The sequence below is a fragment of the Haloferax sp. YSSS75 genome (assembly GCF_046764215.1).
In the GTDB taxonomy this organism is placed as follows: Archaea; Halobacteriota; Halobacteria; order Halobacteriales; family Haloferacaceae; genus Haloferax.
Window position 1 is genome coordinate 939,997 of record NZ_CP177206.1, and the last position, 26,092, is coordinate 966,088.

Sequence of the window (26,092 nt, forward strand, 5' to 3'; positions counted from 1 at the left end):
CGGTGAGGACTTCGTAGGCCTTCCTGACGACGGTGAACTGGGCCGTCGCTCGTTCGTCGTCGTTGACGTCGGGGTGATACTCCCGCGCCTTCTGACGGAAGGCTTGTTTGATTTCGCCTGTCTCGGCGTCGGATTCGACCCCGAGGAGTTCGTAGAAGTCCACCGGCATTCGATGTGAAAGTCGATGCAAGGATGGCTTTTGAATGTACCGGGCGAGTCACCGGCAGGACCCTCGCAAGTCCCTTCGGAATAATCATGAACCTCGACGGCCAGGTGCTCGCATGGAACGAATCCGGTTAGGAAACACCGTCTTCGAAGGGCGGAACAACGCCTACCTCATCCCGGGCGAGCGACCGACGCTCGTCGACGTCGGCGTCGCCACCGACTCGGTCCGTCGTGACCTCCGCGACGGACTCGACGCCACAGGACACGAGATTTCCGACCTCGATGCCATCGTGCTCACCCACTGGCACGCCGACCACACCGGGCTTGCAGGTGAACTGCAGGCCGAAAGCGGTGCCGACGTGTACGTCCACGAAGGAGACGCGGGCATCGTCGCCGGCGACCCGGAAGCGCTCGACGCCGAACGACAGATTCGTGAACGACGGTTCGAAGAGTGGGGTATCCCCGACGGCCCACTCGACGAGGTCACTTCGTTCCTCGACGGTCACGTCGAACTGCAGGGCGACGCCGTCGACGTGACGACAGTCGAAGACGGCGACAGAATCGCCGCCGGCGACGGCGAACTCGAAGTCGTCCACCTCCCCGGTCACGCCGCCGGGTTGAGCGCCTTCGCCTTCGACGGTGACGACGGCCGAGAGGCGTTCGTCGGCGACGTCATTCTCCCGAAGTACACGCCGAACGTCGGCGGCGCAGACCTTCGCGTCGACCGACCGCTGGAGACGTATCTGGACAGTCTCGCGAGACTCGCGGACGCAGACTTCACTCGCGCGTGGCCGGGCCATCGCGACCCAATCGACGACCCAGCAGGTCGCGCACGGGTCATCGCCGAACACCACCGCGAGCGAACTGAACGCGTCCTCTCGGTGCTGGACGAACACGGCCCCGCCGACGCGTGGACGGTGAGCGCCCACCTCTTCGGTGACCTCTCTGCCATCCACATCCTCCACGGTCCCGGCGAAGCGTTCGCTCATCTGGACCACCTCGTCGCCGAGGGCGTCGTCGAACGGGACGGCGACGAGTACCTCGCGGCCGACACCGAGGTAGACGTCGACGAACTCGTCCCTGTTCCCGAGACGAAACGTTAAAACGCCGCTGGACGGAACGGAGAGCCATGGAACTGCGGGTCATCGACAAGACCGACGAGGAACTCCGCATCGAAATCGGCGGCGAGGACCACACCTTCATGAACGTCATGAAGGGTGAACTCCTCCAGACCGAGGGCGTGACTGCGGCGACGTACGACGTGAACCCCGAGCAGTCTGGTGGTCAGACCGACCCGGTGCTCTCTATCAAGACCGAAGCAGGCGTCGACCCACTCGACGCCCTCGCCGATGCGGCACGCGCCGTTCAGGACACTGCCGACGACTTCACGGCAGCCTACGAAGCCGGAATCGACGCGTAACCTGCCCACACTACTCTCGTTTCGTTGCGCTTCGAGCCATCGGCTCGTCGGGAGACTGTCGCCGGTCGAAGTAGATGGCGGCGGTGACTGACGAAGCCGTCCTCAATCCGCGTGGCCGTGTCCGTGCGCGCCGTGGTCACCGTCTGCTCCTGCCGGACCTTCGTAATCCATCTCACCCGCCTCGATGCGGACCGGAAGCCAGTTCTCCATCGGGACGAGCGGACACTCGTATCGTGGCGAGTAGGCACAAAACGGGCTGTACGCGTAGTTGAAGTCGAGCACCCAGCGACCGTCGTCTGTCCGGTCTTCGGATTCGAGGTCGAGATAGCGCCCTGCGCCGTAGGTTTCCTTCGTGTTCGTCTCGTCGCGGAAGGGAATCCACAGGCGGTCTTCGTCCGGTGTCTTGCGATAGGCGTCGAGTGTGTACGTCTCGCCGTCGACTTCGAACGTGAACTGACCCCACACGAGATAGTCGCGTTCGCCCTCGGTTGACGTGCCGATGGTGATGGTTTCCGGGTCGTCGTACGCCTGCAGTTCGAGTTCGAACCGGAGGTCGGAGTCGGGTTCGAAGTAGTCGAGGCCATCGAACTCCTCGCGCTGGTCCGGCGGAATCGGCGAGTGGCGGTCGCTCGCGAGATAGCGGTCTTTCTGCTCGCGGTGCTGTCTGAGTGCTGTGAGCCAAGAATCGTCGGTCATGGAACAGAGAGTACGGCCGCTGGCATGGTGAAGATTGGTTTCGACTGCGCTGTGGATGCACGACCGTTCGTCACCGTCCATCTGCGTCGTCGACACCGGCCACCTGCGTCGTCGTCACCGGCCACCTGCGTCGTCGACACCATCCACCTGCGTCGATGTGCCCGGTGGCTTACAGTCGAACCGGCACGTCGTGGTCGTCGAGATACTCCTTCACGTCGCGGATAGAGTACTCGTCGAAGTGGAAGATAGAGGCGGCGAGGCCGGCGTCTGCGCCCGCTTCGGTGAACACCTCGTACATGTCTTCGGGACCGCCGCACCCCGAGGAGGCGATGACGGGCGTCGAGACGTTGTCGCAGACGGCCTTCGTCAGCGGGATGTCGTAGCCGTCTTTCGTTCCGTCGGTGTCGATGGAGTTGATGAACAACTCACCGGCACCGCGTGATTCGGCCTCGCGCGACCACTCGACGACGTCCACGCCGGTTCCCTCGCGCCCGCCTTTGACGGTGCATTCGAACCAGCAGGACTCGCCGTCGACTTCGGCGTAGTACTCGCCGTCTTCGTCGTAGCGGCGGCGCGCGTCGACCGAGATGACGATACACTGACTCCCGAACGAGCGCGCACCCTTCTCGATGAGCGTCGGGTTCTGGAGCGCGGCGGTGTTGATAGAGACTTTGTCCGCGCCGGCCCGGAGCGTCTCTTTGATGTCGTCGCGGGTGCGGATACCGCCACCGACGGTCAGCGGGATGAACACCTCGTCGGCGACTTTCGAGACGGTGTCGAGCATCGTCTCGCGGCCTTCGGCCGAGGCGGTGATGTCGAGGAAGACGAACTCGTCTGCCCCCGCCTCGTTGTACAGTTTGGCCATCTCGACGGGGTCGCCCGTGTACTTCAGGTCCTCGAAGTTGACTCCGGTGTAGACGGCCGGGTTGCCGTCGTCGTCCAGGTCGACGTCGATACAGGGGATGATGCGCTTCGTGAGCATTCGCTACCGAAGCCTTGGCGGAAGAACCGTTTCACCGTTTCGACTACGGCAGGCGGGACGCGACGGCGTTCCGACCGACCACGGAATGCGTCGTTCCCGCTCACCGGGAGTCATCACGAGAGTACTCTACGGTTCCACGCCAATAGAGAGACATGAAGCAAAACGTCGGTTCGTTGGACAAAGGAGTTCGTCTCGCCCTCGGATTTCTCGTCACCGTCGTCTCCATGAGCGTGCTCTATCTGCAACCGTGGGACGCGCGCACGACGGCCGGTATCGCCGGTGGTGCGCTCTTCCTCGCCGCGGTGTTGTTCGTCACCGCCACCGCCGAAAGCTGTCCAATCTACAGCGTCGTCGGTATCGACACGCTCGATGGGTGACCGCGGAACCGATACCTGACAGACACGCAGATGGGGTTGTTTCTGGCGCTACGTTGATACTGTCCCGAGGAGTCGCCTCACCTATGGAGCGACCCTGCCTCTTTCACCTCCACTATCACGTCCCAGATGTCGAGTACGCGGCAGCAGCACTCTCGGCCTACGGTATCGAACCGGTTGCACGGTTCGGCACGGCAGACGGCGAGTCAGTCTCGCTCGCTGCCGACGAGACGCCCCCTGACGGATTCACGCTCAGACTCCAGACGAATCGCGGCGGGACGGCCGACGTGACGCTCACACCGGGGCCTCGCCTCGCGTTCGACCACTTCGGTGTCGTCGTCGACGACGTGTCGGCCGTCGTCGAGCGAGCGAGACAGCGCGACTGGGGCGTGACCGAAAATGAGCGCCGAACGTTCCTCGTCACGCCGTGGGGATTCCGCATCGAACTGCAACAGGCGACGAGTGACCTCGTCTCCGAACTCGGGGACCCGGCAGACTGTCGGTTCACGGAAGTGATACTCGCCGCCCCAGTCGAAGCACGCGACTCGATTTCTCGAACCATCCGTGACGTCGTCGGCGACGTCACCAACTTTCGTGTCGCACCAGTTCGAGCGTCGACTGCCGCGGTTCGAGAGGCGTTCGTCGACGGTGCTCGGGTAGAGAACCCTCGGTTCGAGAGAGGGGTTCTGGCCGAAGAAGCGTCGCTCTGACGAGAGTCAGTGGAGGTCGTAGACGCGTGCTTCCCACGGGCGGAGGGTGTCCGCTTCGACGGCGTCGACGGCGGTGTCGTAGTTCGAGACGAGGACGTCTGCGTCGCGTCCGGCGAGGTCCGCCGGCGGGTCGAACGCCGTCTCGTCACTGGCGAAGTTGAGGACGACTAGCAGAGAGTCTCTCTCGTCGTCGGTTTCGAGCGTCCGCGTGTAGACCCACAGCGACTCGTGGTCCCGGAGGCGCAGGTCGTAGTCACCGTAGACGACGACGTCTCGCTCGCTCCGCAGGTCGATGAGTTCGCGGTAGTAGTGCCAGATAGAGTTCGGGTCGTCCCGGGCGTCTTCGGCGTTGATGTTCTCTTTGTTGGGGTTGACCGGCATCCACGGGTTGCCGTCGGTAAAGCCGGCGTGTTCGGCGTCGTTCCACTGCATCGGCGTCCGCGCGTTGTCGCGGGTCCGATACCGAACGAGGTCCATCACGTCGGATTCGTCGAGACGGCCGGACTCCTGGGCGGCGCGAACGTTCTTGATGGTGTCGACGTCGCGTATCTCGTCGAGGGATTCGAAGGGGTAGTTCGTCATCCCCAGTTCCTCTCCCTGGTAGATGTAGGGTGTGCCGCGGAGCGTGTGAAGCAACGTCGCGAGCAGTTTCGCCGACTCGCGGCGGTACTGCTCCACGTCGCCGAATCGAGAGACTTGTCGAGGCTCGTCGTGGTTGTTGAGGAACAGCGAGTTCCACCCCTCGTCTGCGAGTCCCTCCTGCCAGTGGGTCATCGTCTCTTTGAGTTCCCGTGGCGACGACTCCCGGTGGGACCACCGACCGGCGTCGGTCATGTCGAGGCGCATGTGGTCGAAGGTGAACACCATGCTCATCCCGTCGCCGTCGTCGCCGACGTAGCGCTTCGCCTCGTCGATGGAGAGTTCGGCCATCTCACCGACGGTCATCGAGTCCGTGCCGGCGAGGACTCTGTCGTGGAGTTCCGAGAGGTATTCGTGGACGCGAGGGCCGTTGACGAACTTGTCGGACCCGTTGACGATTGCCGTGGGGTCTTCGCCGTCCGGGAGGCCCTCGGGTTTGGAGATGAGGTTGATGACGTCCATGCGGAACCCGTCGATGCCGTGGTCTAACCACCACTCCATCATCTCGAACAGGTCTTCGCGCAGACTGGGTGTCTCCCAGTTCAGGTCAGGCATTCGTTCGTCGAAGAGGTGGAGATACCACTCGCCAGTCCGGTCGTCGTAGGTCCATGCGGGGCCACCGAAGAACGACTCCCAGTCGTTCGGCGGCACTTCGTCCACACCGATGGGTGTGTCGTAGTCGTCCGGGTCGAGCGTCGTCTGTTCTGGGTCGCGTCCTTCGCGCCACCAGTAGTAGTCGCGGTGCTCCGAATCCGTCGCGGACCGAGCGTCGACGAACCACGCGTGTTCGTCGGAGGTGTGGTTGACGACGAGGTCCATGATGAGACGGATGCCACGCTCGTGAAGCGCGTCGCGGAGTGCTTCCCAGTCGGCCATCGTCCCGAACTCGTGCATGATGGCGCGATAGTCGGAGATATCGTAGCCGTTGTCGACGCCGGGCGACTCGTAAACCGGATTGAGCCACACGCAGTCGACACCGAGGTCAGCAAGGTAGTCTACCTTCTCGATGATGCCGGGGATGTCGCCCATCCCGTCGCCGTCGGAATCCTTGAAACTCCGCGGATATATCTGGTAGACGACCGCTTCCTTCCACCACGCGCGGTCGATATCTGTCATCGATGGAAATTCACTCGGCTCCGTGTTTTACTCCGTCGGTTTGCACCGCAAATGGCAAGACGACAACGTTTTTTCGCCGATACCGACGTTCCTCAACCCAGGTCGTAGACGCGTGCTTCCCACGGGCGGAGGATGTCCACTTCGACGGCGTCGACGTCGGTATCGTAGTTCGAGACGAGGACGTCTGCGGCGCGTCCAGCGAGGTCTGCCGGCGGGTCGAACGCCGTCTCGTCGCTGGCGAAGTTGAGGACGACCAGCAGGGTGTCTCTCCCGTCGTCGGTTTCGAGCGTCCGCGTGTAGACCCACAATGACTCGTGGTCTGGCGTGAGTGGTTCGTAGTCGCCGTAGACGACGACATCTCGCTCGCTCCGTAGGTCGATGAGTTCGCGGTAGTAGTGCCAGACCGAGTCCGGGTCGTCCCGGACGTCCTCGACGTTGATGTGGTCTTTGTTCGGGTTGACCGGTATCCACGGGTCGCCGTCGGTAAAGCCGGCGTGGTCGGCGTCGTTCCACTGCATCGGCGTTCGCGCGTTGTCACGACTCTTCGCTCGGACGGCGTCTTTGACGTCCTCGAAGCTGTCGATTTCCCCCTCTCGAATCGCGTTCTGTATCGGGTTCAGCGTGGCGACGTCGCGGACTTCGTCGAGCGATTCGAAGGGGTAGTTCGTCATCCCCAGTTCCTCGCCCTGATAGATGTAGGGCGTGCCACGGAGCGTGTGGAGGAGCGTCGCGAGCAGTTTCGCCGACTCGCGGTGGTACTGGTCGTCGTCTCCGAACCGCGAGACCATTCGCGGTTGGTCGTGGTTGTTGAGATACAGCGAGTTCCAGCCCTCCTCGGCCAGTCCTGCCTGCCAGCGGTCGAAAACCGCCTTCAACTCGGGGAGTTCCCACTCGACTGTCTCCCACACTTCGTCGCCCTCGTCGAGCAGCATGTGTTCGAAGTGGAATATCATCGAGAGGCCATCGCCCTCGGGGCCGGGCGTCACGTACCGTCGTGCAGTCTCCAGCGGCATCTCGTCGCCGACCATCTCACCGACGGTGAGCAGGTCCTCGTCGAGGACGCGGTCACGCATCTCACCGAGATACTCGTGGACTCGCGGGCCGTTGACCGCTCGGTCGATGGTCGCGATGTCGTTCGCTGGGTCTGCATCCGGCAGGCCGTCGGGTTTCGAGATGAGGTTGATGACGTCCATGCGGAACCCGTCGATGCCGCGGTCTAACCACCACTCCATCATCTCGAAGACGTCGTTCCGAACGTCCTCGTTCCGCCAGTTCAGGTCGGGTTGCTTTCGGTCGAAGAGGTGGAGATACCACTCGCCGGTCTGGTCGTCGTAAGCCCACGCCGGTCCGCCGAAGAACGACTCCCAGTTGTTCGGCGGAACCTCCTCGACGCCGTCGGGTGTGTCGTAGTCGTCTGGGTCGAGGTCGGTGCCCTCCGGGTCACGGCCCTCGCGCCACCAGTAGTAGTCCCGCTTCTCTGCGTCTTTCGACGAACGTGAGTTGACGAACCACGCGTGTTCGTCGGAGGAGTGGTTGACGACGAGGTCCATGATGAGGCGAATGTCACGCTCGTGAAGCGCGTCGCGGAGTGCTTTCCAATCGCTCATCGACCCGAACTCGTCCATGATAGCGCGGTAGTCAGAGATGTCGTAGCCGTTGTCCGCGTTCGGCGACTCGTAGACCGGGTTGAGCCACACGCAGTCGACGCCGAGGTCCGCGAGGTAGTCTGCCTTCTCGATGATGCCGGGGATGTCACCGACCCCATCGCCGTTCGAGTCGTTGAAACTCCGCGGGTAAATCTGGTAGACGACTGCCTCCTTCCACCAACGACGGTTCTCGTCTGCGGGTGCCGAAGCCATACACGTCGTGTCTCACGGATGAACCTTAGGTTGTCCGCCGACAGCGGCGCGTCTCGCGATGCGCGCGAGCGACGGTTAGGTGCGTTTTTGTATCACGAACCCGTCGCGTCGGGTATGAGCGACGACCACCACGCAGGCGACCACGACCACGACCACCACGAAGGCGAGCAAGAAGGGCGTGTCACCTCGCCGATGCAGGAGTTCACGATGGGACAGGTCACGACGGGCATTCTCGTCTTCGTCGTCGGCCTCGCGGTCACGTTCGGTCTGCCACTGCTCCTCGCGTAGAACCGACGACCCACCCAAAGTTCCGCTTTCTCTCCCCTTTTGTCGCTGTCGCTACCATCGAGAGTTGTGAAATCAATCGTCGTCACCGAGTACGGGAGTAGCGACACCCTCGACGTCCGAGACGTAGAGAAACCCGAACCCGGTCCCGGAGAGGTCCGTCTCGCCGTCGAGGCGGCGGGTATCAACTTCGCGGACATCATGCAGCGACGCGGTCACTACCGCAACGGGCCGACACCGACGTACACGCCCGGATTAGAGGCGGCAGGGACTATCGACGCGGTGGGCGAGGGCGTCGAGAGAGACGTCGGTGAGCGCGTCGTCGCCATGACGGGCGGCGGGGCGTACGCGGAGTACGTCACGACCCGTGCTGCCGGGTTGTTCGACGTTCCCGAATCGATGTCGTTCGCTGCGGCCGCCGGGTTCCCCGTGCAGTTTCTCACCGCCTACAACTGCCTCCACGGATGGGGTGAGGTCGAATCTGGCGAGCGCGTGTTGATTCACGCCGCGGCGGGCGGCGTCGGCACCGCGGCAGTGCAACTCGCCTCGCTCGCCGGTGCCGAGACGTTCGGCACTGCGAGCACCGACGACAAACTCGCGCTCGCGGAGCGACTCGGACTCGACCACGGCATCAAGTACACCGAAGAAGACTTCCGCGACGTCATCGACGCCGAGACGGACGGCGACGGCGTGGACCTCGTCCTCGACGGCGTCGGCGGCGAGACGTTCCAACACAGTCTCGACGCGCTCTCGAACTTCGGCCGAGTCGTCACCTACGGCGCCGCCTCCGGAGAGATTGCCAAAGCGGACACGACGCGACTGCTCTTCGAGAACAAGTCCGTCGTCGGATTCCACCTCGGCAACGCGATGCAGACACGCCCTCAGTCTGTCCTCGGTGCGGTCCCCGAACTCTCGGAACTGCTCGCGGCCGGTGACCTCGAAGTCGTCGTCGGTGAGCGATTCGAACTCGAAGACGCCGCTGCAGCACACCAGTACATCGAAGACCGGAAGTCGAGCGGAAAAGTCGTCCTCGAACCCTGACGCGGGGGGTCGATTGACGCAGTTCGTGGGTTCGTTCTAGTCGAGTTCGCGGGCGAGCACGTCACGCAGGTCGGCGATTTTCGGGGCGTCGAAGGCGACGTAGTCGTCGTCGACGGTCACACCCAGATAGCCGCTGTCGGTGGTCGTCCCGAGTTCGTAGATTGGCACGCCGCCGGCGAGGGAGACGAGTGCGTCCACGTCCGTGCTTTCGACGACGACGCGACCCGGCGTCTCGTCGAAGAGTTGCACAAAGTTCTCGACAGCGACGTCTACGCCCACGTCGTCGGTGACCATCTCGGCGAGCGTGACTGCGATGCCGCCGTGGCTCACGTCGTGGACGGCGCGCGTCGAATCGTCGGTGGCGACGGCCCGAATCGTCTCGATGACCGCCGCGGCGTCCTCGCCGTCGGGGAGCGTCGGGAAGGCGTCGGACCCGCCCACCTGATTCAGCAGTGTCGACCCGCCGAGCGCGTCGCCCGGGTAACCGACGAGGAACAGGTCGCCCTCGCCCGACAGCGACATGCCCGGTGAGTTGCCGTCTGCGGTGCCGACCATCGCGAGCGTCGGTGTCGGCGGAATCGGGCCGGAGACGGAGTCGTTGTACAGCGAGACGTTGCCGCCGACGACCGGAACGGAGAGCGCACTGCACATGTCTGCAAGGCCATCGACGATACCCTTGAACCCGCCGTAGACGTCGGGTTTCTCGGGGTTGCCGCCGTTCAGGCAGTCCACGGTTGCGAGTGGTTTCGCGCCCTTCGCGGCGAGGTTGGTCGCGTTCTCGAAGGCGACGGCGCGGGCACCCTCGTAGGGCGCCGCGTTCGTCCAGTTGGGGTCAGCACCGGCGGTGAAGGCGAGTTTCGTCTCCGCTTCCGGGATGTCGAGGAGTGCCGCGTCGTCACCGGGACGGCGTGCCGTCCGCAGGCCGACTTCGTGGTCGTACTGCCGGTAGACCCATTCTTTGGATGCGGTGTTGGGGTCGGCGACGACCGCTTCGAGTGCCGTCGCGAGGTCGATTTCGGGGAGGTCGCGCTCGGCAGGTTCGGGTTCGACGGCGTCTAAGTCGTTCATCGGCGCGCCCTCAGCGAGGAACATCGGCGGCACGTCCACGACAGTCTCGCCGTCGAACGTACAGACGTAGTTGCCCTCGGCGACGTCGCCGATGACGGCGCTTCCAAGGTCGAAGCGGTCTGCGAGTTCCTGGACGCGTTCGACGTTCTCTGGCGTCACCTCGTAACACATGCGCTCTTGGGACTCCGAGAGGAGAATCTCGAAGGCGGTCATGTTGGGTTCGCGCTGGTGGACGGCGTTCAGGTCGATGTGTGCACCGTAGCCACCTTTTGCGACGAGTTCCGACGACGCGCCGCCGAGGCCCGCCGCACCGAGGTCACGCGCGGACTCGACGAGTTCCTCGTCGAGGAGTGCTTCGTTGCACTCGATGAGCAGTTTCTCCGTGTAGGGGTCGCCGACTTGCACTGCCGGTCTGTCTTCGGTCTCGGCGTCCTCTGCGAGGTCCTCGCTCGCGAAGGACGCGCCGCCGAGGCCGTCCCGGCCGGTCGAACTGCCGACGAGGACGAGTTTGTTCCCCGCCTCCTGTGCCACTGCCGTGACGAGACGGTCCGCCGAGAGCAGGCCGACACAGGCGACGTTGACGAGGGGGTTGCCCTCGTACTTCTCGTGGAACGACGTCGCGCCGGTGACCGTCGGGACGCCGATTGCGTTACCGTAATCTGCGATTCCTTCGACGACGCCGTCGAGGAGGTAGCGTGAGTGTTCCTGACCGAAATCACCGAAGTAGAGGCTGTCTGCGAGGGCGATGGGGTACGCACCCATAGAGAGGGTGTCGCGGACGATGCCACCGACACCGGTCGCCGCGCCGTCGTAGGGGTCCACGTACGACGGATGGTTGTGGCTCTCGATGCCGAGCGTGATGTACGTGTCTTCGTCCAGCGAGACGACGGCAGCGTCGTCACCAGGTCCGATGACGACCTGGTCGCCTTCCGAGTCGAACGCCGACAGGAGGGGGCGAGACGACCGGTAGGCGCAGTGTTCACTCCACAGGTTCTCGAAGAGCATCTCCTCGGCCGGCGTCGGGTCTCGGCCGAGTTCGGCGACGACGAGGTCGCGGTCCGCGTCGGGAAGCGTCATTCATTGGTATGGTCAGAACGCACATTGTAAACCCTTTCCATGTGCACGAACGTGCCCAAAAATAGCGTCGTCGGTCGTCGTGGTGCACGCCCGTCGGTCGTCGTGGTGCACGCCGCACCGTCACGCGGGCGTGTACGGCGGCGATTCCGCGCGGATAATCTCGCTCAGTTCGTGCATCTCGTCTTCGAGGAGGACGAGTAAGTCGTCGATGGTGACGATACCACTGAGTTTCCCGCCGTCCACGATGGGTGCCCGTCGGACGCCGTGCTCACGCATCTGTCGGAACAGGTCGTAGACGCCGGTGTCCGCATCGACGGTGAACGGGTTCTCCGTCATGACGTCTTTCGCCGTCATCCCACTCAGGTCGCCGCCCGTGCCGACGCATTTGAGCGCGATGTCGCGGTCCGTGATGATTCCCTCGATGGTGTCACCGTTGGCGACGACGACGGACCCAACCATCTTCTCGTCCATCATCTTCGCCACGTCTCGAATCGACGTGTCCAGTTTCGCTGTTACCAGTTCGCCCTTTGGCCGTGCGATGTCTCGTACTGTCATCTCTCTTCTCCGTGGTGGTTCCACCGCTCTCGGTGCTGACCACCGTACGAGATAGTTGTCTGCTGGACTATTATATCTGTATTCTTACATTTTGTCCAGTTCCGGTAGTATGTCCTCGCCCGGGGACTGTCAGCAGGCCGAACCGGTCACCACTGCGAGGTGGTCTGTGTGACTCAAACACACCTATCGAACGAGGACCGGGGGGCTTTTTTAGCCTCATTTGTTAGGTTATCTCGTGTTATCGGTCGAGTTGCACTCGCATTCGTCGCTCTCGTACGACGGCCGGGACCCGGTCGAATACCTCCTCGAACAGGCGGTGGCCGTCGGCTTGGACGCGCTTGCAGTTACCGACCACGACGAAATCGACGCGAGTCTCGAAGCGGCGGCCCTCGCATCTGACTACGGCCTCGTCGGCATTCCGGGGATGGAAGTCACCTGCGCCGCAGGGCACGTCCTCGCACTCGGCGTCCGTGAACTCATTCCTGCAGGCCTGTCGTACGACGAGACGCTCGACCGAATCCGCGAGGCCGGTGGTATCGCCGTCGTCCCACACCCGTTCCAGAAGTCGCGCCACGGCGTCGCCCCTCACATCTCGCGTGCGCAACTCGCGAACGCGGACGCCATCGAAGTCTACAACTCCCGACTGCTCACCGGCATCGCAAACCAGCGTGCAGAACGCTTCGCGAAGAACTGGAACCTCCCGATGACCGCCGGCAGCGACGCCCACATCAGCGAGATGGTCGGACAGGCCGTCACCGAAGTCGGCACCGACACGCGAACCGCCGACGCGATTCTCGACGCCGTCGCCGACGGTCGGACGAGCGTCGTCGGGAGCAAGACGCCGTGGCGTATCTCCTTCCAGCAGGCCGCTGGTGGCGCGAAACGCCGCGTGAAACACGCCCTGTCTGACCTGCTGTGATGCGCGGCGCGGACGAGACACTCGTTCGAACGGCCCTCTCTGAGCGTGACCCACTCCCCGGGACTGCCGGGTTCGCTGGCGAGGTGGACGGGCGACTCGTCCGCGACGTCCTCGGCCGGCAACCGATTTTCTCCGAACGCGACGACCCGAAAACGTGGTCGTTCGACCACCGTGACCTCTCGGACCCTATCGCCGTTCCACCGGGACACGCACGCCCGACGACCGGTGACGACACCAGCGACGAACAGGTCTGGACGCTCCCGTCGCCGGCGGTGGCGGCCGATTCCGACGCGGCAGTCGAACGTGTTCGCGACGCCGTCTTCGAGTCGGTGCGTGCCGTCTCCGCCGACGGACTCGCCGTCGCGTTCTCCGGCGGCGTGGACTCTGCCGTCGTCGCCGCCGGCGTGCCGGACGCCCCGTGTTACGTCGTCGGCTTCGAGGGGTCTCACGACATCGCCGCCGCCCGTGACGCTGCCGAGGCGATGGACCGTGACCTCCGTGTCGTCGAACTCACCCACGACGCCATCGAGCGTGCCGTGCCCGAAATCGTCGCCGCACTGGGGCGGACGAACCCGATGGACGTCCAAATCGTCCTCCCGCTCTACTTGCTCGCTGAACGCGTCGCTGCCGACGGCTACGACCGACTCGCAGTCGGACAGGGCGCGGACGAACTGTTCGGCGGATACGCCAAAGTCGCCAAGGCACCCGACGACCCCCGAGTCGAAGCCGAGACGGTTCGCGGTGCCGCCCGCGAGATGGTGCTCACGCTTCCGGACCAACTCGAACGCGACGTTCTCACGCTTCGTGCGGCAGGTGTCGAACCGGTCGCACCACTCCTCCACGACCGGGTGGTCGAGGCGGCACTCCCGCTTCCGGGGGAGTTACTCGTCGCGGACGGCCGACGAAAGGTCGCACTCAGAACGGCCGCTCGGGAGATTCTCCCCGAGTCGGTAGCAGAAGCGGACAAGAAGGCGGTCCAGTACGGCACCTACGCGTCTCGGGAACTCGACAGACTCGCCCGGCAGGCGGGGTTCAAACGCCGGATGGAGAACCACGTCGAGCAGTACGTCGAGTCGCTGTTGGAGTGAATCTGGCTGGCTCTTTTGGCGTCAGTTACTGTCGCCCGAGACGACGTCGATAGCCTCCAGTGAGAACTGCACCGTGTCGGGGTCGAGGTTCGACTCGCGGAGGTCATCGGGAGCGTACCAGTCCCACGCCTCGGTGCTCGCCTCACCCGGTGCAGGGTCGATGTCGCGGGAGTCCACGCGGGCGTAGTAGATGTGGTCGATGTGCTGGTGGCCGACTGCCCCGCCGTCGTGGACGTTGATGTCGTAGAGCATCTGCTGGCGCGGTTGTGGCAGTGCCTCGCCGTCAGGGGCGGGAACCGAGTCTGTGTCGTCGACGAGTTCGGGTTCGAGTCCAGTCTCTTCGCGAACTTCGCGCAAGCCTGCCTCGTGTGGGAGTTCGTCTCTGTCGACGTGGCCGCCGGGCGGGATGCGGATGCCGAGACGTCCGTGGCGGTGGAGGGCGACTGCGCCGTCGTTGACGATGTAGACTGTCGCGGTGAAGTGTCTGGTCGTCTCCATAGACGGTGCTCTCGGAGATGGTGTATCGGTGTTGCGGAAGCGGTCGAACATTCAAGAGGGCTGGAAAATATATCAAAACATGACATTTGTTGGAATTGATGGGTGTCACGGGGGGTGGCTTGCCGTCGAAGTAGACGAGAATGGGAAACACCTCGGGACGAGCGCAAGAACGTCATTTGAAGAACTGTCGGAGGAGTATTCTGATGCCGAACTGGCCCTCGTCGACGTTCCAATAGGGCTACGGTCGAGCGATAACGATGGCGACGCGGTTGGGACCCCACGTCTTTGCGACAGTGAGGCGCGGTCTGCAATTTATCCCCGGTCTTCGAGCGTGTTTCAGGTCCCGATACGGGAAGCAGTCGAGGCTTGGGAAACGCATCATAACGACGAGGACGCGATTGCAAAACAACGCGAGGTGACGGGAAAGAGTTTGACGAGCCAATCATTGGGTATCATCGACAAAATCGCAGAAATTGAGGAATATCTCCCCGAGGGACGTCAGGATAACCTCCGGGAGAGCCACCCTGAAGTTTGTTTTGCCGCACTGAATGGTGGTGAACCGCTGAACTTTTCGAAATCAGACGACCACTCTGATGCAGGAATTGTAGAGCGTATTGGGATTCTTGAGGATAGTGGCAAGTTCGATGCTGGCGACGCCTTGAGTGCTCTTGCAGATGCGACAAACCAATTTGATGACGTCACATTCGACGACGTACTCGATGCGTTTGTGCTGGCTGTGACCGCGTCAAAAGAGAACCGGTCGACTCTGCCTGAAGATTCAGAAGAAGACGAGCGTGGTCGCCAAATGGAGATGGTGTACGCTCCGGAAGACGCGTTTAACGACTGAAAAGGCGCTGCCGAGTTACGGCATCTGAATCTGCTCTTCCGCTTCGAGCAGTTCGTGGTAGCGATTCCGAATCGTCACCTCGGAGATGTTGGCGACGTCCGAGACTTCGTTCTGCGTCACCTTGTCGTTGGTGAGAAGCGACGCGGCGTAGACGGCGGCGGCGGCGAGGCCCACGGGCGACTTACCGGAGTGTACCCCCTGCTTTTTGGCGGTCTTCAAGAGTTGTCGTGCGCGTCGCTCAGACTCGTCGGAGAGTCCGAGGTCGCTGGCGAACCGCGGGACGTACTGCTCGGGGTCTGCAGGCTTGATTTCGAGTTTCAGTTCGCGGACGACGTACCGATACGTCCGGGCGATTTCGTCCTTTTCGACCCGAGAGACGTTCGTAATCTCGTCGAGCGACCGGGGTGTACTCGCCATGCGGGCGGCGGCGTACAGCGACGACGTGGCGACGCCCTCGATGGAGCGCCCGGGGAGCAAGTCGTCGTTGAGGGCACGGCGGTAGATGACCGAGGCCGTCTCGCGGACGCTGTCCGGGAGGCCGAGTGCGGACGCCATGCGGTCGATTTCGCCGAGTGCCTGCTTGAGGTTGCGCTCCTTGGAGTCCCGGGTGCGGAAGCGTTCGTTCCACGTCCGGAGTCGCTGCATCTTCTCGCGCTGGCGCGACGACAGCGAACGCCCGTAGGCGTCTTTGTTCTGCCACCCGATGTTGGTCGAAAGCCCCTTGTCGTGCATCATGTTGGTCGTCGGGGCACCGACGCGGGACTTGCTGTCTTTCTCCGAGGAGTTGAATGCCCGCCACTCCGGTCCGTGGTCTATCTCGTCTTCTTCCACGACGAGTCCGCAGTCGTTACAGACCGTCTCGCCGTGTTCCGTGTCGGAGACGAGCTTCGTCGACCCACATTCGGGACATGCAACAGTCTCTTCGTGGCCGCGTTCGGCCGTCTGCTCGCCGTCAGTTTTCTCGTTATCCTGTTTGCGCACGCGCGCGTTACCGGTCGTGAAGCGTCGGACACTATCTGTCATTTGTGTGCGAGAGAAGCAACTGGGAACGGTCGTTCTCCACCTATTCGTATTGAGGCCGGTTACTTATATCTGGCGGCACGATAACGACAAAATTCGGGCGCTTTGCGAACACACCCGGCCGGTGAGTCGCCGAATCGTGTGCCCCTGAGTCACGAACCGAAAGAGCGCACACCGAAACCCTTACTCCCAGTCTCCGTCACCTGCGATATATGAGCGATACGCCCGTCGACGCCGACGAGGTTCGACACGTCGCCGAGTTGGCACGGGTCGACCTCGACGAGGACGAAGTCGAGGAGTTCACGACGCAGTTCGCGGACATCCTCGAGTATTTCGACGCCCTCGACGAGGTTCCCGAAGTCGACCGAGAAGACGAACTGGTGAACGTGATGCGCCCCGACGAGGTCCGCGACGGACTGACTCAGGAGGAGGCGCTCTCGAACGCCGAAGAGACCGAAGACGGCTTCTTCAAAGGCCCGCGGGTGTCCTGATGTCTCTGAACGCATTCATCACGAAAGAGACGGTCGAGAACGACGAAGACGGCCCACTCAGCGGGAAGACCATCGCCGTCAAGGACAACATCTCCACGAAGGGCGTCCGGACGACCTGTGGCTCTGCGATGCTCGACGAGTACGTCCCGCCCTACGACGCGACAGTGGTCGAACTTCTGAAGGACGCCGGTGCCACCATCGTCGGCAAGGCCAACATGGACGAGTTCGGGATGGGGACGACCACCGAAACCTCGGCGTTCGGCCCGACGAAGAACCCCGTGGACGAATCGCGCGTCCCCGGTGGGTCCTCGGGTGGGTCTGCCGCCGCCGTCGCCGCCGGCGAGGCTGACCTCGCACTCGGCTCCGACACGGGTGGCTCTATCCGCTGTCCCGCCGCGTTCTGTGGCGTCGTCGGCATCAAGCCCACCTACGGCCTCGTCTCGCGCTACGGCCTCGTCGCCTACGCGAACTCACTCGAACAAATCGGTCCAATCGCACCCACTGTCGAAGACGCCGCCGCACTCCTCGACGTCATCGCCGGCCCCGACGAACGAGACGGGACCACCCGCGAGGAAGGCGCGGACTCCGACTACGCCTCGGCCGCCACCGGCGACGTCGACGGCCTCACCATCGGCGTCCCGACGGAACTCGTCGAAGGTGCTGACGACGGCGTCGAGGAAGCCTTCTGGGCCGCACTCGACGAACTCGAAGCACAGGGCGCCGAGTACACCGAAGTCAGCATGCCGTCTGTCGAGAAGGCTGTCGCCGCCTACTACGTCATCGCCATGTCCGAGGCGTCTTCGAACCTCGCACGCTTCGACGGCGTCCGCTACGGCAAGTCCGGTGGCTACGAAGGCAACTGGAACGACGCCTTCGCTCGCGCCCGCGAGGAAGGGTTCGGCCCCGAAGTCAAGCGTCGTATCCTCCTCGGCACGTACGCGCTCTCTGCAGGCTACCACGACAAGTACTACGCGAAGGCACAGGACGCCCGCGCGTGGGTCAAACAGGACTTCGACGCCGCGTTCGAGGACGTGGACGTGCTCGCGTCGCCGACGATGCCCGTCCCGCCGTTCAAACTCGGTGAGAGCCTCGACGACCCGCTCCAGATGTACCTCGCCGACGCCAACACCGTCCCAGTGAACCTCGCGAACCTCCCTGCCATCTCCGTGCCGGCGGGCGAGACTGAGGGCCTCCCGGTCGGACTCCAACTCATCGGGAAGAAGTTCGACGAAGAGACGATTATTCGCGCGGCGTCGGCAGTCGAGAACTGATTCTCACGGGGGCTAACGCGCCCTCACTCCGTCGGTTCGACCATCGTCTCGGTCGAGGTTCGCCCGTCGCGCCAGTTCAGTTTGAATCGCATCGACATTGGGCCATTGCCGCCGGTCAACTTCGGTCGATACGAGTACGTCCACGTCGTCGACGCTCCTGCCGACAACTCGACCGAGACACGCTTGACCGGTGTGTAGGCCACGTGCGGACCGACTCGGTTGAGTGCGCCGACGAACGTCCCATCGTGTGAACCGACGTTTTCGATAGACGCCGAGATCGACATCTCGGTCATACTCTCGACTGTCTCGGGGGCGGTCACCTCGCTGACAGCGAACTCAGTCGGTGGCCGGGCGAGTCTCTCGCGAGCGGTCGAATCGAATGTGAACTGTCCGCCGGGACCATCGAACGCTACCTCTGAGGAGTCGAGCGGTTTCGGCACCTGAAAGACGAGGTACCCGGACAGTCCTGCTTTGTCTTCGAATGCTCGACTCCCGTACGCCGGTCCACGGCCCCACAGATGACCGTACGCCGGCAAGTCGTCCGGTGGAATCGGTGAGAACTCGCGTTCGTCCGTCGAAAGCGAGAACTCCTCGACGGCAGGTCTGGATTCACCACCGAGGAGGATGGTGACGAGGACGAACTGTTCGTCTCGTTCGCCGACTGTCCCAATCGAATCAGGCGAGTCGAGGCCGACGATTTCCGGGGTGATTTCGACGTTCGGGACAGTGACGTCGACGGATTCGGTCGTGGGTGGAGCAGTCTTCGTCAGGTTCGTCTGCGTGGGGGATTCGGTCGTCGCTGACTCGTCATCGGACGACGGTACCGGGGCGCCGAGGCACCCTGCGAGGAGGGCGAGGGTGCTCCCACCGAGGCCGAGAATCTCTCGTCTGGTGTGTCTGGTGGAGGGCATCGTTCACAATCCGACCACGCCACGGAATAAGTTTTCAGGGTGTTGACGACTCTGAACCCGACAGAGAGACTACCCCCTGAACAGGTTCATCACTTCGTCCGCGACGTCCGATTCGACGGCGAGGACGTACCGGTGACCTGCTTCGAGTAACGTATCCGGGCCACCGATTCGGTTGCCCTGATAGTCGACGATGATGAGACTGCCACGCGGGAGTCGGACCTCGTCGAGTCGCTTGCCTGCGACTGGGGCGTCGTCTGCGACTTCGAGTTCGACGACTTCGACGTTGCCGGCGATGTCTTCGATGGTTCTGACGCCGCCGTTGGCGATTTCGTTCGTCGCGGCGCGGGCACCGAGTCGCTCCGGGAAGACGAGGCCATCGACGAACTCCTCGTACAGGTCGTCCGGCGTCTCGTTGATGCGCATCACGGTGCGAACGTCGGACATCCGCTGGGCGGCCATACAGACGGCGAAGTTGGTCGTCTCGTCGTCCGTGAGTGCGGCGACGACGTCGCTGCGTTCCGGTTGCGCCTGTCTGAGAATCTCCGGGCGAGAGGCGTCGCCCTCGATTATCGTGGCGACGTATTCGTCCGCGAGGTCATCGACTCGGTCCGGATTGGGTTCGACGATGACGACGTCGTGGCCGCGGTCATCGAGGAGTTCGGCCGTTCGGAGTCCCATCTCACCGCCGCCGGCGACGATGACGCGTAGGTCGTGTGTGACTGGTTCAGGCATGGATGTATGTTCGTGGTGTGGTGTGGTAGTCGTCTCGGTGGTGTGTTCGTCTGGGTCGTGCTTCGTGGACAGTCGGTTCGTTCACCGACTCGGTTCGTTCGCTCATCGTCTCAGTCGTCTCCCTCGGACGATTGGATTGGCTCTGGTTCCTGAATCTCCGGCGGCCCGGTGGGACCGATGTCGTCCCGTCTCGACAACAGGAGGTAGACGCCGCCACCGATGAGCAACCACCCGAGTGCCAGCGCCCACGTAAACGGGTCGATGAACAACCCGAGGATTACGTTACAGACGATGCCGAGAATCGGCGTCACCGGGTACCACGGTACCTCGAAGGGTCGCTGCAGGTCGGGTTGTCGGCGGCGGAGTCGAATCAGCGCGTAGTTGACGATGATGAACCCGAGAAGCGAGAAGAGACTCGCCAGGTTCCCGACGATTCGGATGGGGACGACGACGACGGCGATGAGCATCACCACCGCAGAGGCGAGAATCGCCACGAGTGGCGTCCCGTATCGGTGGTGGAACCGGCCGAGTTGGGCGGGTAACTGCCGTTCACGGCCCATCGCGAACGCGACGCGCGACGACCCGATGACGACGGCGTTGAGCGCGGATATCGTCGAGAACACCGCACCGAAGGCGATGAGCGAGGCCCCCGTGCCGATTATCGGGAACGCCGGCATGAACCCTTCTGCGGCCTGTGCGATGGCCGTCTCACCCGCACCGGCGAGGTTCTCCGCACCGAGCGTTCCGATGGCGACGAAGACCACGAAGAGGTAGACCACGACGGTGACGACCACCGAGAGCAGTATCGCCCGCGGGATGTTCACCCTCGGGTTCTCGACTTCCTCGGTGACGGTGGCGATGAGGTCGTAGCCCTGAAACGCGATGAACGTCAGGCCCATCGCGGGCAACACGGCCAGTGGCCCCTTGGTAAACAGCGGGTCAAACTCGTTGACTTCCGTCGCCGTGAGACCGAACGCGACGAAGACGGCGAGGATAGCGATTTTGACGAGCGTAATCGCCGTCTCTCCTCGGCCCGACGCCTCCGTCGAGAGTGCGTTGAGAGCGACGAGCGCCACGACAGAGCCGAGTGCGTACAGCACCGGTGGCCCAGGAAGGGTGATGCCGTAGATGTGGCCCCACTCGAGGAAGTTCGACGCGAACCCGAGTGCGTACAGCGACCCGGCAATCATGTAGGTGAACCACCGCGTCCACCCCATGACGAAGGCGACGGGTGCCGAGAACACCTCGCGGACGTAGGCGTAGCCACCTCCATTTCGTGGAATCGCAGACGCTAACTCGGCGTACGACAGCGCCGTAAAGGTCGTCACCCCACCGTTGAGTGCGAAGGCGACGATAGCCGCAGGCCCCGAGATATCGACGGCCAGGCCAGTCAACACGAAGATACCGGCACCAATCATCGCACCGATGCCGACCATCGTCGCGTCGAGGAGACTGAGGCTGACCGACGGTTCGCGTCCACCGGAGTGGCTCACGCCAGACCCCTCTCGACACCGCCCAGTTGTCGAGCTGCCATGCGTATGTAGGTGTGCCAACAGTTGCCATATAAATAAAGGTCCGGTCAGATTCTCGACGAGTGGTCGCCGTGCCACACCGCGCGTCGCGTCGTCACCGTCTGACGACCTAAGGAATCATATGGTTGCTACTTTTTGTGGGACGTGAACACGAGGATGAACGTGAACTTCAAAACGGTCGTCGATTACCGGACGAGTCTGGGCTTTCTTGGCTCCGTCCTCAAGTACATGGCCCTCCCGCCGCTGTTGCCCCTCTCTGTGGCCCTCTACTACGGTGAGAGTCCGGTCCCGTTCCTCGTCGCCATGGCGGTGATGTTGGCCGTCGGCGTCGGACTCGAACGACTCCGCGAGGACCCTGACCTCGGCCACCGTGAGGCGTTCTTACTGGTGAGTCTGACGTGGTTTGCCGTCCCACTCGTAGGGACGATTCCGTATCTCGTCGCCGGACAGGGAACCGTTGCCGACCCGGTGAACGCGCTCTTCGAGAGTATGAGCGGGTTTACCACCACCGGAGCGACGGTGCTCGGTGAGATTTCGTTCGACCAGCACTCACGGTCGATTCTGATGTGGCGACAGGTGACGCAGTGGCTCGGCGGCATGGGTATCGTCGTCCTGATGGTCGCCATCTTGCCCGAACTATCGGTCGGTGGCGCACAGGTCATCGACCAGGAGGCACCGGGGCTGTCGATAGAGAAACTGACGCCCCGCATTCGCGACACTGCGCGTGCGCTCTGGAAAATCTACGCCGCCTTCACCGTCGCCGCCGTCGTCGTCTACTACGGGTTGCACCTCACGGGCGTCGCCCCGAACATGGACTTCTACAACGCCATCGCCCACGCGCTGACGACACTGCCGACCGGTGGGTTCTCGCCCGAAGCCCGAAGCGTCGAGGCCTTCTCGCCGGCGATTCAGTGGGCAATCACGTTCTTCATGGTCGTCGCCGGGACCAACTTCGCGCTCTTCTGGTACGTCCTCGCTGGCGAACCGAAGCAGTTGACCGACAACGCCGAGTTCCGGACGTATCTCCTCGCGATGGGTGTCGTGGGCGCGATTCTGTCGGTGCTCCTGTTCACGGGCCTCGGACTCGACCAGATTCCTACGAACGTCGACCCGATTCCGGGGAACGTCGAACACTCGGTCAGACAGGCCGTCTTCCAGACAGTCGCCATCGTGACGACCACCGGGTACGCCAGCATGGACTTCAACACGTGGGACCAGTCGGCACAGGTCGTCCTCCTCTTGGCGATGTTCCTCGGCGGGTCTGCGGGGTCTGCGGCCGGGTCGGTCAAGATAATCCGCTGGTATCTCATCAAGAAAGCGGCGGTCCGAGAACTCTTCACGTCGGTCCACCCGGACGCCGTCCGACCGGTCCGCCTCGCCGACGACATCATCGACGAATCGACGATTCGCGGCCTCTTCGTCTTCACCATGACGTTCCTCGCCATCTTCGCCGTCTCGACGGTGCTCATCTACCTCGACAGCCTTCGAATCGGCCTCGAACTCTCCGGAATCGAGGCCGTCGGCGTCGCCATCGCCACGCTCGGGAACATCGGGCCGGGCGTCGGTATCGCCGGACCGATGAACAACTTCCTGCCGTTTTCCGACGCGGCGAAGCTCTACATGGTCTTCCTGATGTGGATTGGCCGACTGGAGATTCTGTCGGTGCTCATCATCCTCACGCCGTCGTACTGGCGGGCGTGAGAGAGGGCCGTCTCCGGGGCTGAGTCGCCTCGTCAGATTTCGGCGGTGACATCTTCTGCGACGTCGGCATCGACGAAGAGGACGACGTGGTCTCCGACGTCGATGACCGTGTCACCTCGTGGCGAGATGAGCTCTCGCTGTCTGGCGATTGCCCCGACGACGACGCCGTTCGGTAAGTCGGGTATCGACTCGCGAATCGGCTTTCGTGCCAGCGCGCTCTCTTCGCCGATTTCGACTTCGATGACTTCTGCTCTGTCGTCTTCGATGAACGTGAGTTTCTCCGTGGTCTGCTCGCGGGTGATACGCGTTATCTCCTCGGCGGTCACGACACGCGGATTGACGGCCACGTCGACGCCGACTGCCTCGAACACGGAGCGGTATTCGCCCGTTTCGACGACTGCAATCGTCTGATTCACCCCAACCCGTTTCGCGAGCAGCGAGACGAGCAAGTTCTCCTGGTCGCTTTCGAGCGCCGCCACCACGGTGTCTGCGCTGCCGAAGTTCTCTCGTTCGAGCGCCTCGGTGTCGGTGGCGTCGAACTGGAGGACGAGCGTCTTCGACAGCGACTCGGCGACTTCGCGGGCGCGTTCTGGGTCCTCTTCGATGAGTCGCGGTTTGATGCCGCGTTCCTGGAGCAACCGGGCGGTCTGATAGCCAATCTCGCCGCCACCGACGACGAAGACGGTGTCGGTGTCGTTCGAGGCGTCGGCCGGCGAGGCGGTCAACGCGAACTCGTGGACGCGTTCGGGTGGGCCGATGACGACGAGTCGGTCGCCCGCCGTGAGCGTGCTGTCGCCGCGAGGCAACTCCACGTCGCCCTCGCGCAGAATCGCGGCGAACGTCAACAAGTCGAATCGGTCGGCGTCTTGGACCGTTTGGCCGACCAGTGGACTGTCCGCCCCGAGTTCGAACTCGGCCATCTGGACGAGGCCGTTTGCGAACCACTCGGCGTCGATTGCCGCCGGCAGGCCGATAATCTGGACGATGTCCTCCGCCGTGAGCAGGTTCGAACAGACCATGAAGTCGACGCCGAAGGCGCTGGACTTCCGTTCCCACGTGCGGAGGAACCCGACCTGTTTGACCCGCGCGATGGTGAAGGCGTCACCGAGCACTTTCGACGTCCCGCAGGTGGCGAGATTCGTCTCGTCGTGGTCGGTGCTGGCGATGAGGAGGTCTGCGTCCCCCACGCCCGCTTCTTCGAGCGTCTCGATGGACGCGCCGTCTCCGTGGATGGCCAGCACGTCCAGCGAGTAGTTCAGTTCCTCGACCCGGTCGGCGTCGACGTCGACGACGACCACGTCGTGTGAATCTGCGAGGCTCGATGCGATGTTGGAACCGACCTCACCCGCGCCGACGATGACTACGCGCACGGCCGACTCCCTCGCGTTCGTTCCATATGCTGGAGTGTCGTACCACTCCCATGAACATTTGCTCTGCGGCCACACGACGACAGTCACCGAGTCGTCCGAATGGGTGCCTCGGAGTGGCGATTACCGCCGCCAGTACTCCGGCGTAAAGAGGACGAAGACGGGCAGAATCTCCAGTCGGCCCATCCACATCAGGAGGACCATCCACAGTTTCGAACTGTTCGAGAAGTCGAGATAGCTCCCCATCGGCCCGACGATGCCGAATCCCGGCCCGACGTTGCCGAGCGTCGCGGCGACGGCGCTCATCGACTCCAGGACGGACAGTTCGAGGCCGATACGCGACGCGTCCAGATGGAGCAGTCCCGTCGAGATGAAGAACATCACCAGATAGAGGAGCGTAAAGGCGTAGATGCCGCGGATGGCGCGTTCGTCGACGGCACGCCCGGCGAGTCGAACGGGACGAATCGCCTCGGGGTGCGCAGTCGTGAACAACTCCCGACGGAGCGATTTCAGGATGACGTACCAGCGGACGATTTTGATGGCACCGCCAGTCGACCCGGCAGACCCGCCGATGAACATCGCAAAGAGCAGTCCGTACTGGGTCGTCGCGCTCCACGCGTTGAAGTCCATGCTGGCGTACCCGGTGGTCGTCACGATAGAGACGACCTGAAACACCGACTGGCGAAGCGACGGTTCGACGTTGCCGACGATAGCCGTCTGGATGCCGTCGAGATACGCCTGCCCGAACGTCCCACCCGTCGGGGCGACGGTGACGAGGCCGTTTCCGAGGAAGAGCACGCCGGCGAGAATCGCCGAGATGACGCCGATGATGCCGACGTAGGACTTGAACTCGGTGTCGCGGACGAGTCGCTTCGGGTCGCCCGTCAGGACGTGCCAGAAGAGGGCGAAGTTCGTCCCCGCCGCGAGCATGAAGGGGACGATGACCCACTGGGCGGCCGCAGAGAACGCTTCGATGCTTCGGGCCTCGGGCGAGAACCCGCCAGTCGGCATCGTCGTCAACCCGTGGGCGATGGCGTTGTAGACGTCCATGTTCGGCGCGTTGCCGGTGGTGTGGAGGCCGTAGAGGAGGACGATTTCGAGGACGGTGAGGCCGAGATACGCACCCCAGAGGGCACGCGCCGTCTCGGCGATTCGCGGCGTGAGTTTCTCGATGCCCGGACCGGGTGCCTCTGCGTCCATCAGTTGGGCCCCACCGACCGACAGTTCGGGCAGAATCGCCACCGCGAGGACGACGATACCCATCCCACCGAGCCACTGGGTGAGCTGTCGCCACATCATGATACTGCGGGTGTGCGATTCGAACGAGATGTCACCGAGCACCGTCGCTCCGGTGGTGGTAAAGCCACTCATCGTCTCGAACAGCGCGTTCGCGGGGTTGGCGAGGGTCGATTCGGGGTGGAGCGGCGCCATCACGTAGGGGATGCCGTGAGCTTCGACGAGGAACGGAATCGCACCGACGAGCGTCACTGCGAACCACGTCGTTGCGACCATCAAGAACCCCTCGCGAGCGCCGATGTCGGGTTCTTCGGCGAGACGTTCGAGCCCCATCCCGACGAGCACGGTGATACCCATCGTGACGACGAACGGTATCACCGATTCGCTGTAGTAGAGCGCGACGACGAGTGGAAAACAGAGGGGGACAGCGAGATACTTCAGAACCGTCCCCACGAGACGAAGGCTTGCTTTGTAATCGACGCGCAGTTTCAT

General features: G+C 63.2%; 25 protein-coding genes and 1 pseudogene. 12 read left to right on the forward strand and 14 right to left on the reverse strand.

The genetic code is table 11. The features are described from left to right. Positions 1-34 precede the first annotated feature (34 nt). Positions 35-169, reverse strand: a pseudogene (locus tag ACK3R5_RS04925) (DnaJ domain-containing protein); the annotation flags it as partial. A 112-nt stretch (positions 170-281) separates the two neighbouring features. On the opposite strand from ACK3R5_RS04925, the gene ACK3R5_RS04930 reads away from it, so the two are divergent. Then, positions 282-1,268 carry an MBL fold metallo-hydrolase gene (locus tag ACK3R5_RS04930; protein ID WP_411968246.1) on the forward strand — a complete coding sequence of 329 codons (987 nt, stop codon included), beginning with the start codon at positions 282-284 and terminating at the stop codon, positions 1,266-1,268. Between the two features lie 26 nt (positions 1,269-1,294). Beyond that, the gene (locus ACK3R5_RS04935) at positions 1,295-1,585 is read left to right on the forward strand and encodes a DNA-directed RNA polymerase subunit L (protein WP_411962949.1); all 291 of its coding nucleotides are present in this window, start codon (positions 1,295-1,297) and stop codon (positions 1,583-1,585) included. A gap of 102 nt (positions 1,586-1,687) precedes the next feature. On the opposite strand, the gene ACK3R5_RS04940 is transcribed toward ACK3R5_RS04935, so the two are convergent. Beyond that, positions 1,688-2,281, reverse strand: coding sequence for a DUF1684 domain-containing protein (locus ACK3R5_RS04940; RefSeq protein WP_411968247.1), 594 nt, complete (start codon positions 2,279-2,281; stop codon positions 1,688-1,690). Positions 2,282-2,450: 169 nt separating this feature from the next. Continuing rightward, positions 2,451-3,263, reverse strand: a complete 813-nt coding sequence (gene hisF, locus ACK3R5_RS04945) for an imidazole glycerol phosphate synthase subunit HisF (protein ID WP_411962951.1) — start codon at positions 3,261-3,263, stop codon at positions 2,451-2,453. A 152-nt stretch (positions 3,264-3,415) separates the two neighbouring features. On the opposite strand from hisF, the gene ACK3R5_RS04950 reads away from it, so the two are divergent. Next, complete coding sequence (locus ACK3R5_RS04950; RefSeq protein WP_411962952.1) at positions 3,416-3,640, forward strand: DUF2892 domain-containing protein; 225 nt, start codon at positions 3,416-3,418, stop codon at positions 3,638-3,640. Positions 3,641-3,723: 83 nt separating this feature from the next. Beyond that, positions 3,724-4,347 carry a hypothetical protein gene (locus tag ACK3R5_RS04955; protein ID WP_411968248.1) on the forward strand — a complete coding sequence of 208 codons (624 nt, stop codon included), beginning with the start codon at positions 3,724-3,726 and terminating at the stop codon, positions 4,345-4,347. A gap of 6 nt (positions 4,348-4,353) precedes the next feature. Here the strand turns inward: ACK3R5_RS04955 and ACK3R5_RS04960 are convergent, their stop codons facing one another. After that, positions 4,354-6,102 carry a glycoside hydrolase family 13 protein gene (locus tag ACK3R5_RS04960; protein ID WP_411968249.1) on the reverse strand — a complete coding sequence of 583 codons (1,749 nt, stop codon included), beginning with the start codon at positions 6,100-6,102 and terminating at the stop codon, positions 4,354-4,356. A 92-nt stretch (positions 6,103-6,194) separates the two neighbouring features. Beyond that, positions 6,195-7,961: a glycoside hydrolase family 13 protein gene (locus tag ACK3R5_RS04965; protein WP_411968250.1), complete on the reverse strand. Its 1,767-nt coding sequence runs from the start codon at positions 7,959-7,961 to the stop codon at positions 6,195-6,197. Positions 7,962-8,075: 114 nt separating this feature from the next. Between ACK3R5_RS04965 and ACK3R5_RS04970 the strand changes: the two genes are divergently transcribed. Further along, on the forward strand, positions 8,076-8,249 hold the full coding sequence (locus ACK3R5_RS04970) for a hypothetical protein (protein WP_411962956.1): 174 nt from the start codon (positions 8,076-8,078) through the stop codon (positions 8,247-8,249). A 66-nt stretch (positions 8,250-8,315) separates the two neighbouring features. Continuing rightward, entirely contained in the window at positions 8,316-9,287 is a 972-nt protein-coding gene (locus tag ACK3R5_RS04975; RefSeq protein WP_411968251.1) for a quinone oxidoreductase family protein, read from the forward strand. A 36-nt stretch (positions 9,288-9,323) separates the two neighbouring features. Here ACK3R5_RS04975 and purL read toward each other — a convergent pair whose 3' ends face one another. Together purL and ACK3R5_RS04985 are read right to left on the reverse strand one after the other, a co-directional pair. Continuing rightward, the gene (purL, locus tag ACK3R5_RS04980; protein ID WP_411968252.1) at positions 9,324-11,432 is read right to left on the reverse strand and encodes a phosphoribosylformylglycinamidine synthase subunit PurL; all 2,109 of its coding nucleotides are present in this window, start codon (positions 11,430-11,432) and stop codon (positions 9,324-9,326) included. Between the two features lie 120 nt (positions 11,433-11,552). Further along, positions 11,553-11,987, reverse strand: a complete 435-nt coding sequence (locus ACK3R5_RS04985; RefSeq protein ID WP_411962959.1) for a CBS domain-containing protein — start codon at positions 11,985-11,987, stop codon at positions 11,553-11,555. Positions 11,988-12,222: 235 nt separating this feature from the next. Here ACK3R5_RS04985 and ACK3R5_RS04990 point away from each other — a divergent pair, with 235 nt between their 5' ends. Beyond that, positions 12,223-12,906 (forward strand): PHP domain-containing protein, encoded by a 684-nt coding sequence (locus ACK3R5_RS04990; RefSeq protein ID WP_411962960.1) that lies wholly within the window; start codon positions 12,223-12,225, stop codon positions 12,904-12,906. Further along, positions 12,906-13,994 carry an asparagine synthase-related protein gene (locus ACK3R5_RS04995; protein ID WP_411968253.1) on the forward strand — a complete coding sequence of 363 codons (1,089 nt, stop codon included), beginning with the start codon at positions 12,906-12,908 and terminating at the stop codon, positions 13,992-13,994. The genes ACK3R5_RS04990 and ACK3R5_RS04995 overlap by 1 nt, the downstream gene beginning before the upstream one ends. A 21-nt stretch (positions 13,995-14,015) precedes the next feature. On the opposite strand, the gene ACK3R5_RS05000 is transcribed toward ACK3R5_RS04995, so the two are convergent. Beyond that, on the reverse strand, positions 14,016-14,492 hold the full coding sequence (locus ACK3R5_RS05000; protein WP_411968254.1) for an NUDIX hydrolase: 477 nt from the start codon (positions 14,490-14,492) through the stop codon (positions 14,016-14,018). Between the two features lie 79 nt (positions 14,493-14,571). Between ACK3R5_RS05000 and ACK3R5_RS05005 the strand changes: the two genes are divergently transcribed. Beyond that, positions 14,572-15,339 carry a DUF429 domain-containing protein gene (locus ACK3R5_RS05005; RefSeq protein ID WP_411968255.1) on the forward strand — a complete coding sequence of 256 codons (768 nt, stop codon included), beginning with the start codon at positions 14,572-14,574 and terminating at the stop codon, positions 15,337-15,339. A 15-nt stretch (positions 15,340-15,354) separates the two neighbouring features. Here ACK3R5_RS05005 and ACK3R5_RS05010 read toward each other — a convergent pair whose 3' ends face one another. Next, on the reverse strand, positions 15,355-16,362 hold the full coding sequence (locus ACK3R5_RS05010) for a transcription initiation factor IIB (RefSeq protein WP_411962963.1): 1,008 nt from the start codon (positions 16,360-16,362) through the stop codon (positions 15,355-15,357). A 209-nt stretch (positions 16,363-16,571) separates the two neighbouring features. Between ACK3R5_RS05010 and gatC the strand changes: the two genes are divergently transcribed. Both gatC and gatA read left to right on the forward strand, forming a co-directional pair. Beyond that, entirely contained in the window at positions 16,572-16,850 is a 279-nt protein-coding gene (gatC, locus tag ACK3R5_RS05015; protein WP_411968256.1) for an Asp-tRNA(Asn)/Glu-tRNA(Gln) amidotransferase subunit GatC, read from the forward strand. Continuing rightward, complete coding sequence (gatA, locus tag ACK3R5_RS05020; protein ID WP_411962965.1) at positions 16,850-18,121, forward strand: Asp-tRNA(Asn)/Glu-tRNA(Gln) amidotransferase subunit GatA; 1,272 nt, start codon at positions 16,850-16,852, stop codon at positions 18,119-18,121. The genes gatC and gatA overlap by 1 nt, the downstream gene beginning before the upstream one ends. A gap of 23 nt (positions 18,122-18,144) precedes the next feature. On the opposite strand, the gene ACK3R5_RS05025 is transcribed toward gatA, so the two are convergent. The 3 genes from ACK3R5_RS05025 to ACK3R5_RS05035 form a co-directional block, all read right to left on the reverse strand. Beyond that, entirely contained in the window at positions 18,145-19,032 is an 888-nt protein-coding gene (locus ACK3R5_RS05025; RefSeq protein ID WP_411968257.1) for a hypothetical protein, read from the reverse strand. Between the two features lie 69 nt (positions 19,033-19,101). Continuing rightward, on the reverse strand, positions 19,102-19,764 hold the full coding sequence (locus tag ACK3R5_RS05030) for a potassium channel family protein (protein WP_411968258.1): 663 nt from the start codon (positions 19,762-19,764) through the stop codon (positions 19,102-19,104). Positions 19,765-19,874: 110 nt separating this feature from the next. After that, positions 19,875-21,257, reverse strand: a complete 1,383-nt coding sequence (locus tag ACK3R5_RS05035) for an APC family permease (protein ID WP_411968259.1) — start codon at positions 21,255-21,257, stop codon at positions 19,875-19,877. Positions 21,258-21,452: 195 nt separating this feature from the next. Here ACK3R5_RS05035 and ACK3R5_RS05040 point away from each other — a divergent pair, with 195 nt between their 5' ends. After that, entirely contained in the window at positions 21,453-22,997 is a 1,545-nt protein-coding gene (locus tag ACK3R5_RS05040; RefSeq protein ID WP_411968260.1) for a TrkH family potassium uptake protein, read from the forward strand. 32 nt (positions 22,998-23,029) lie between these two features. Here the strand turns inward: ACK3R5_RS05040 and trkA are convergent, their stop codons facing one another. Together trkA and ACK3R5_RS05050 are read right to left on the reverse strand one after the other, a co-directional pair. Next, complete coding sequence (gene trkA / locus ACK3R5_RS05045) at positions 23,030-24,367, reverse strand: Trk system potassium transporter TrkA (RefSeq protein ID WP_411968261.1); 1,338 nt, start codon at positions 24,365-24,367, stop codon at positions 23,030-23,032. A 120-nt stretch (positions 24,368-24,487) separates the two neighbouring features. Further along, complete coding sequence (locus ACK3R5_RS05050) at positions 24,488-26,092, reverse strand: TrkH family potassium uptake protein (protein ID WP_411962971.1); 1,605 nt, start codon at positions 26,090-26,092, stop codon at positions 24,488-24,490.

Excerpts from the sequence above, each read along its gene's own strand:
- ACK3R5_RS04930 (WP_411968246.1), top strand. The coding sequence starts at position 282 with ATGGAACGAATCCGGTTAGGAAACACCGTCTTCGAAGGGCGGAACAAC.
- ACK3R5_RS04935 (WP_411962949.1), top strand. The coding sequence starts at position 1,295 with ATGGAACTGCGGGTCATCGACAAGACCGACGAGGAACTCCGCATCGAA.
- ACK3R5_RS04940 (WP_411968247.1), bottom strand. The coding sequence starts at position 2,281 with ATGACCGACGATTCTTGGCTCACAGCACTCAGACAGCACCGCGAGCAG.
- hisF (WP_411962951.1), bottom strand. The coding sequence starts at position 3,263 with ATGCTCACGAAGCGCATCATCCCCTGTATCGACGTCGACCTGGACGAC.
- ACK3R5_RS04950 (WP_411962952.1), top strand. The coding sequence starts at position 3,416 with ATGAAGCAAAACGTCGGTTCGTTGGACAAAGGAGTTCGTCTCGCCCTC.
- ACK3R5_RS04955 (WP_411968248.1), top strand. The coding sequence starts at position 3,724 with ATGGAGCGACCCTGCCTCTTTCACCTCCACTATCACGTCCCAGATGTC.
- ACK3R5_RS04960 (WP_411968249.1), bottom strand. The coding sequence starts at position 6,102 with ATGACAGATATCGACCGCGCGTGGTGGAAGGAAGCGGTCGTCTACCAG.
- ACK3R5_RS04965 (WP_411968250.1), bottom strand. The coding sequence starts at position 7,961 with ATGGCTTCGGCACCCGCAGACGAGAACCGTCGTTGGTGGAAGGAGGCA.
- ACK3R5_RS04970 (WP_411962956.1), top strand. The coding sequence starts at position 8,076 with ATGAGCGACGACCACCACGCAGGCGACCACGACCACGACCACCACGAA.
- purL (WP_411968252.1), bottom strand. The coding sequence starts at position 11,432 with ATGACGCTTCCCGACGCGGACCGCGACCTCGTCGTCGCCGAACTCGGC.
- ACK3R5_RS04985 (WP_411962959.1), bottom strand. The coding sequence starts at position 11,987 with ATGACAGTACGAGACATCGCACGGCCAAAGGGCGAACTGGTAACAGCG.
- ACK3R5_RS04995 (WP_411968253.1), top strand. The coding sequence starts at position 12,906 with ATGCGCGGCGCGGACGAGACACTCGTTCGAACGGCCCTCTCTGAGCGT.
- ACK3R5_RS05000 (WP_411968254.1), bottom strand. The coding sequence starts at position 14,492 with ATGGAGACGACCAGACACTTCACCGCGACAGTCTACATCGTCAACGAC.
- ACK3R5_RS05005 (WP_411968255.1), top strand. The coding sequence starts at position 14,572 with ATGACATTTGTTGGAATTGATGGGTGTCACGGGGGGTGGCTTGCCGTC.
- ACK3R5_RS05010 (WP_411962963.1), bottom strand. The coding sequence starts at position 16,362 with ATGACAGATAGTGTCCGACGCTTCACGACCGGTAACGCGCGCGTGCGC.
- gatC (WP_411968256.1), top strand. The coding sequence starts at position 16,572 with ATGAGCGATACGCCCGTCGACGCCGACGAGGTTCGACACGTCGCCGAG.
- gatA (WP_411962965.1), top strand. The coding sequence starts at position 16,850 with ATGTCTCTGAACGCATTCATCACGAAAGAGACGGTCGAGAACGACGAA.
- ACK3R5_RS05025 (WP_411968257.1), bottom strand. The coding sequence starts at position 19,032 with ATGCCCTCCACCAGACACACCAGACGAGAGATTCTCGGCCTCGGTGGG.
- ACK3R5_RS05030 (WP_411968258.1), bottom strand. The coding sequence starts at position 19,764 with ATGCCTGAACCAGTCACACACGACCTACGCGTCATCGTCGCCGGCGGC.
- ACK3R5_RS05040 (WP_411968260.1), top strand. The coding sequence starts at position 21,453 with ATGAACGTGAACTTCAAAACGGTCGTCGATTACCGGACGAGTCTGGGC.
- ACK3R5_RS05050 (WP_411962971.1), bottom strand. The coding sequence starts at position 26,092 with ATGAAACTGCGCGTCGATTACAAAGCAAGCCTTCGTCTCGTGGGGACG.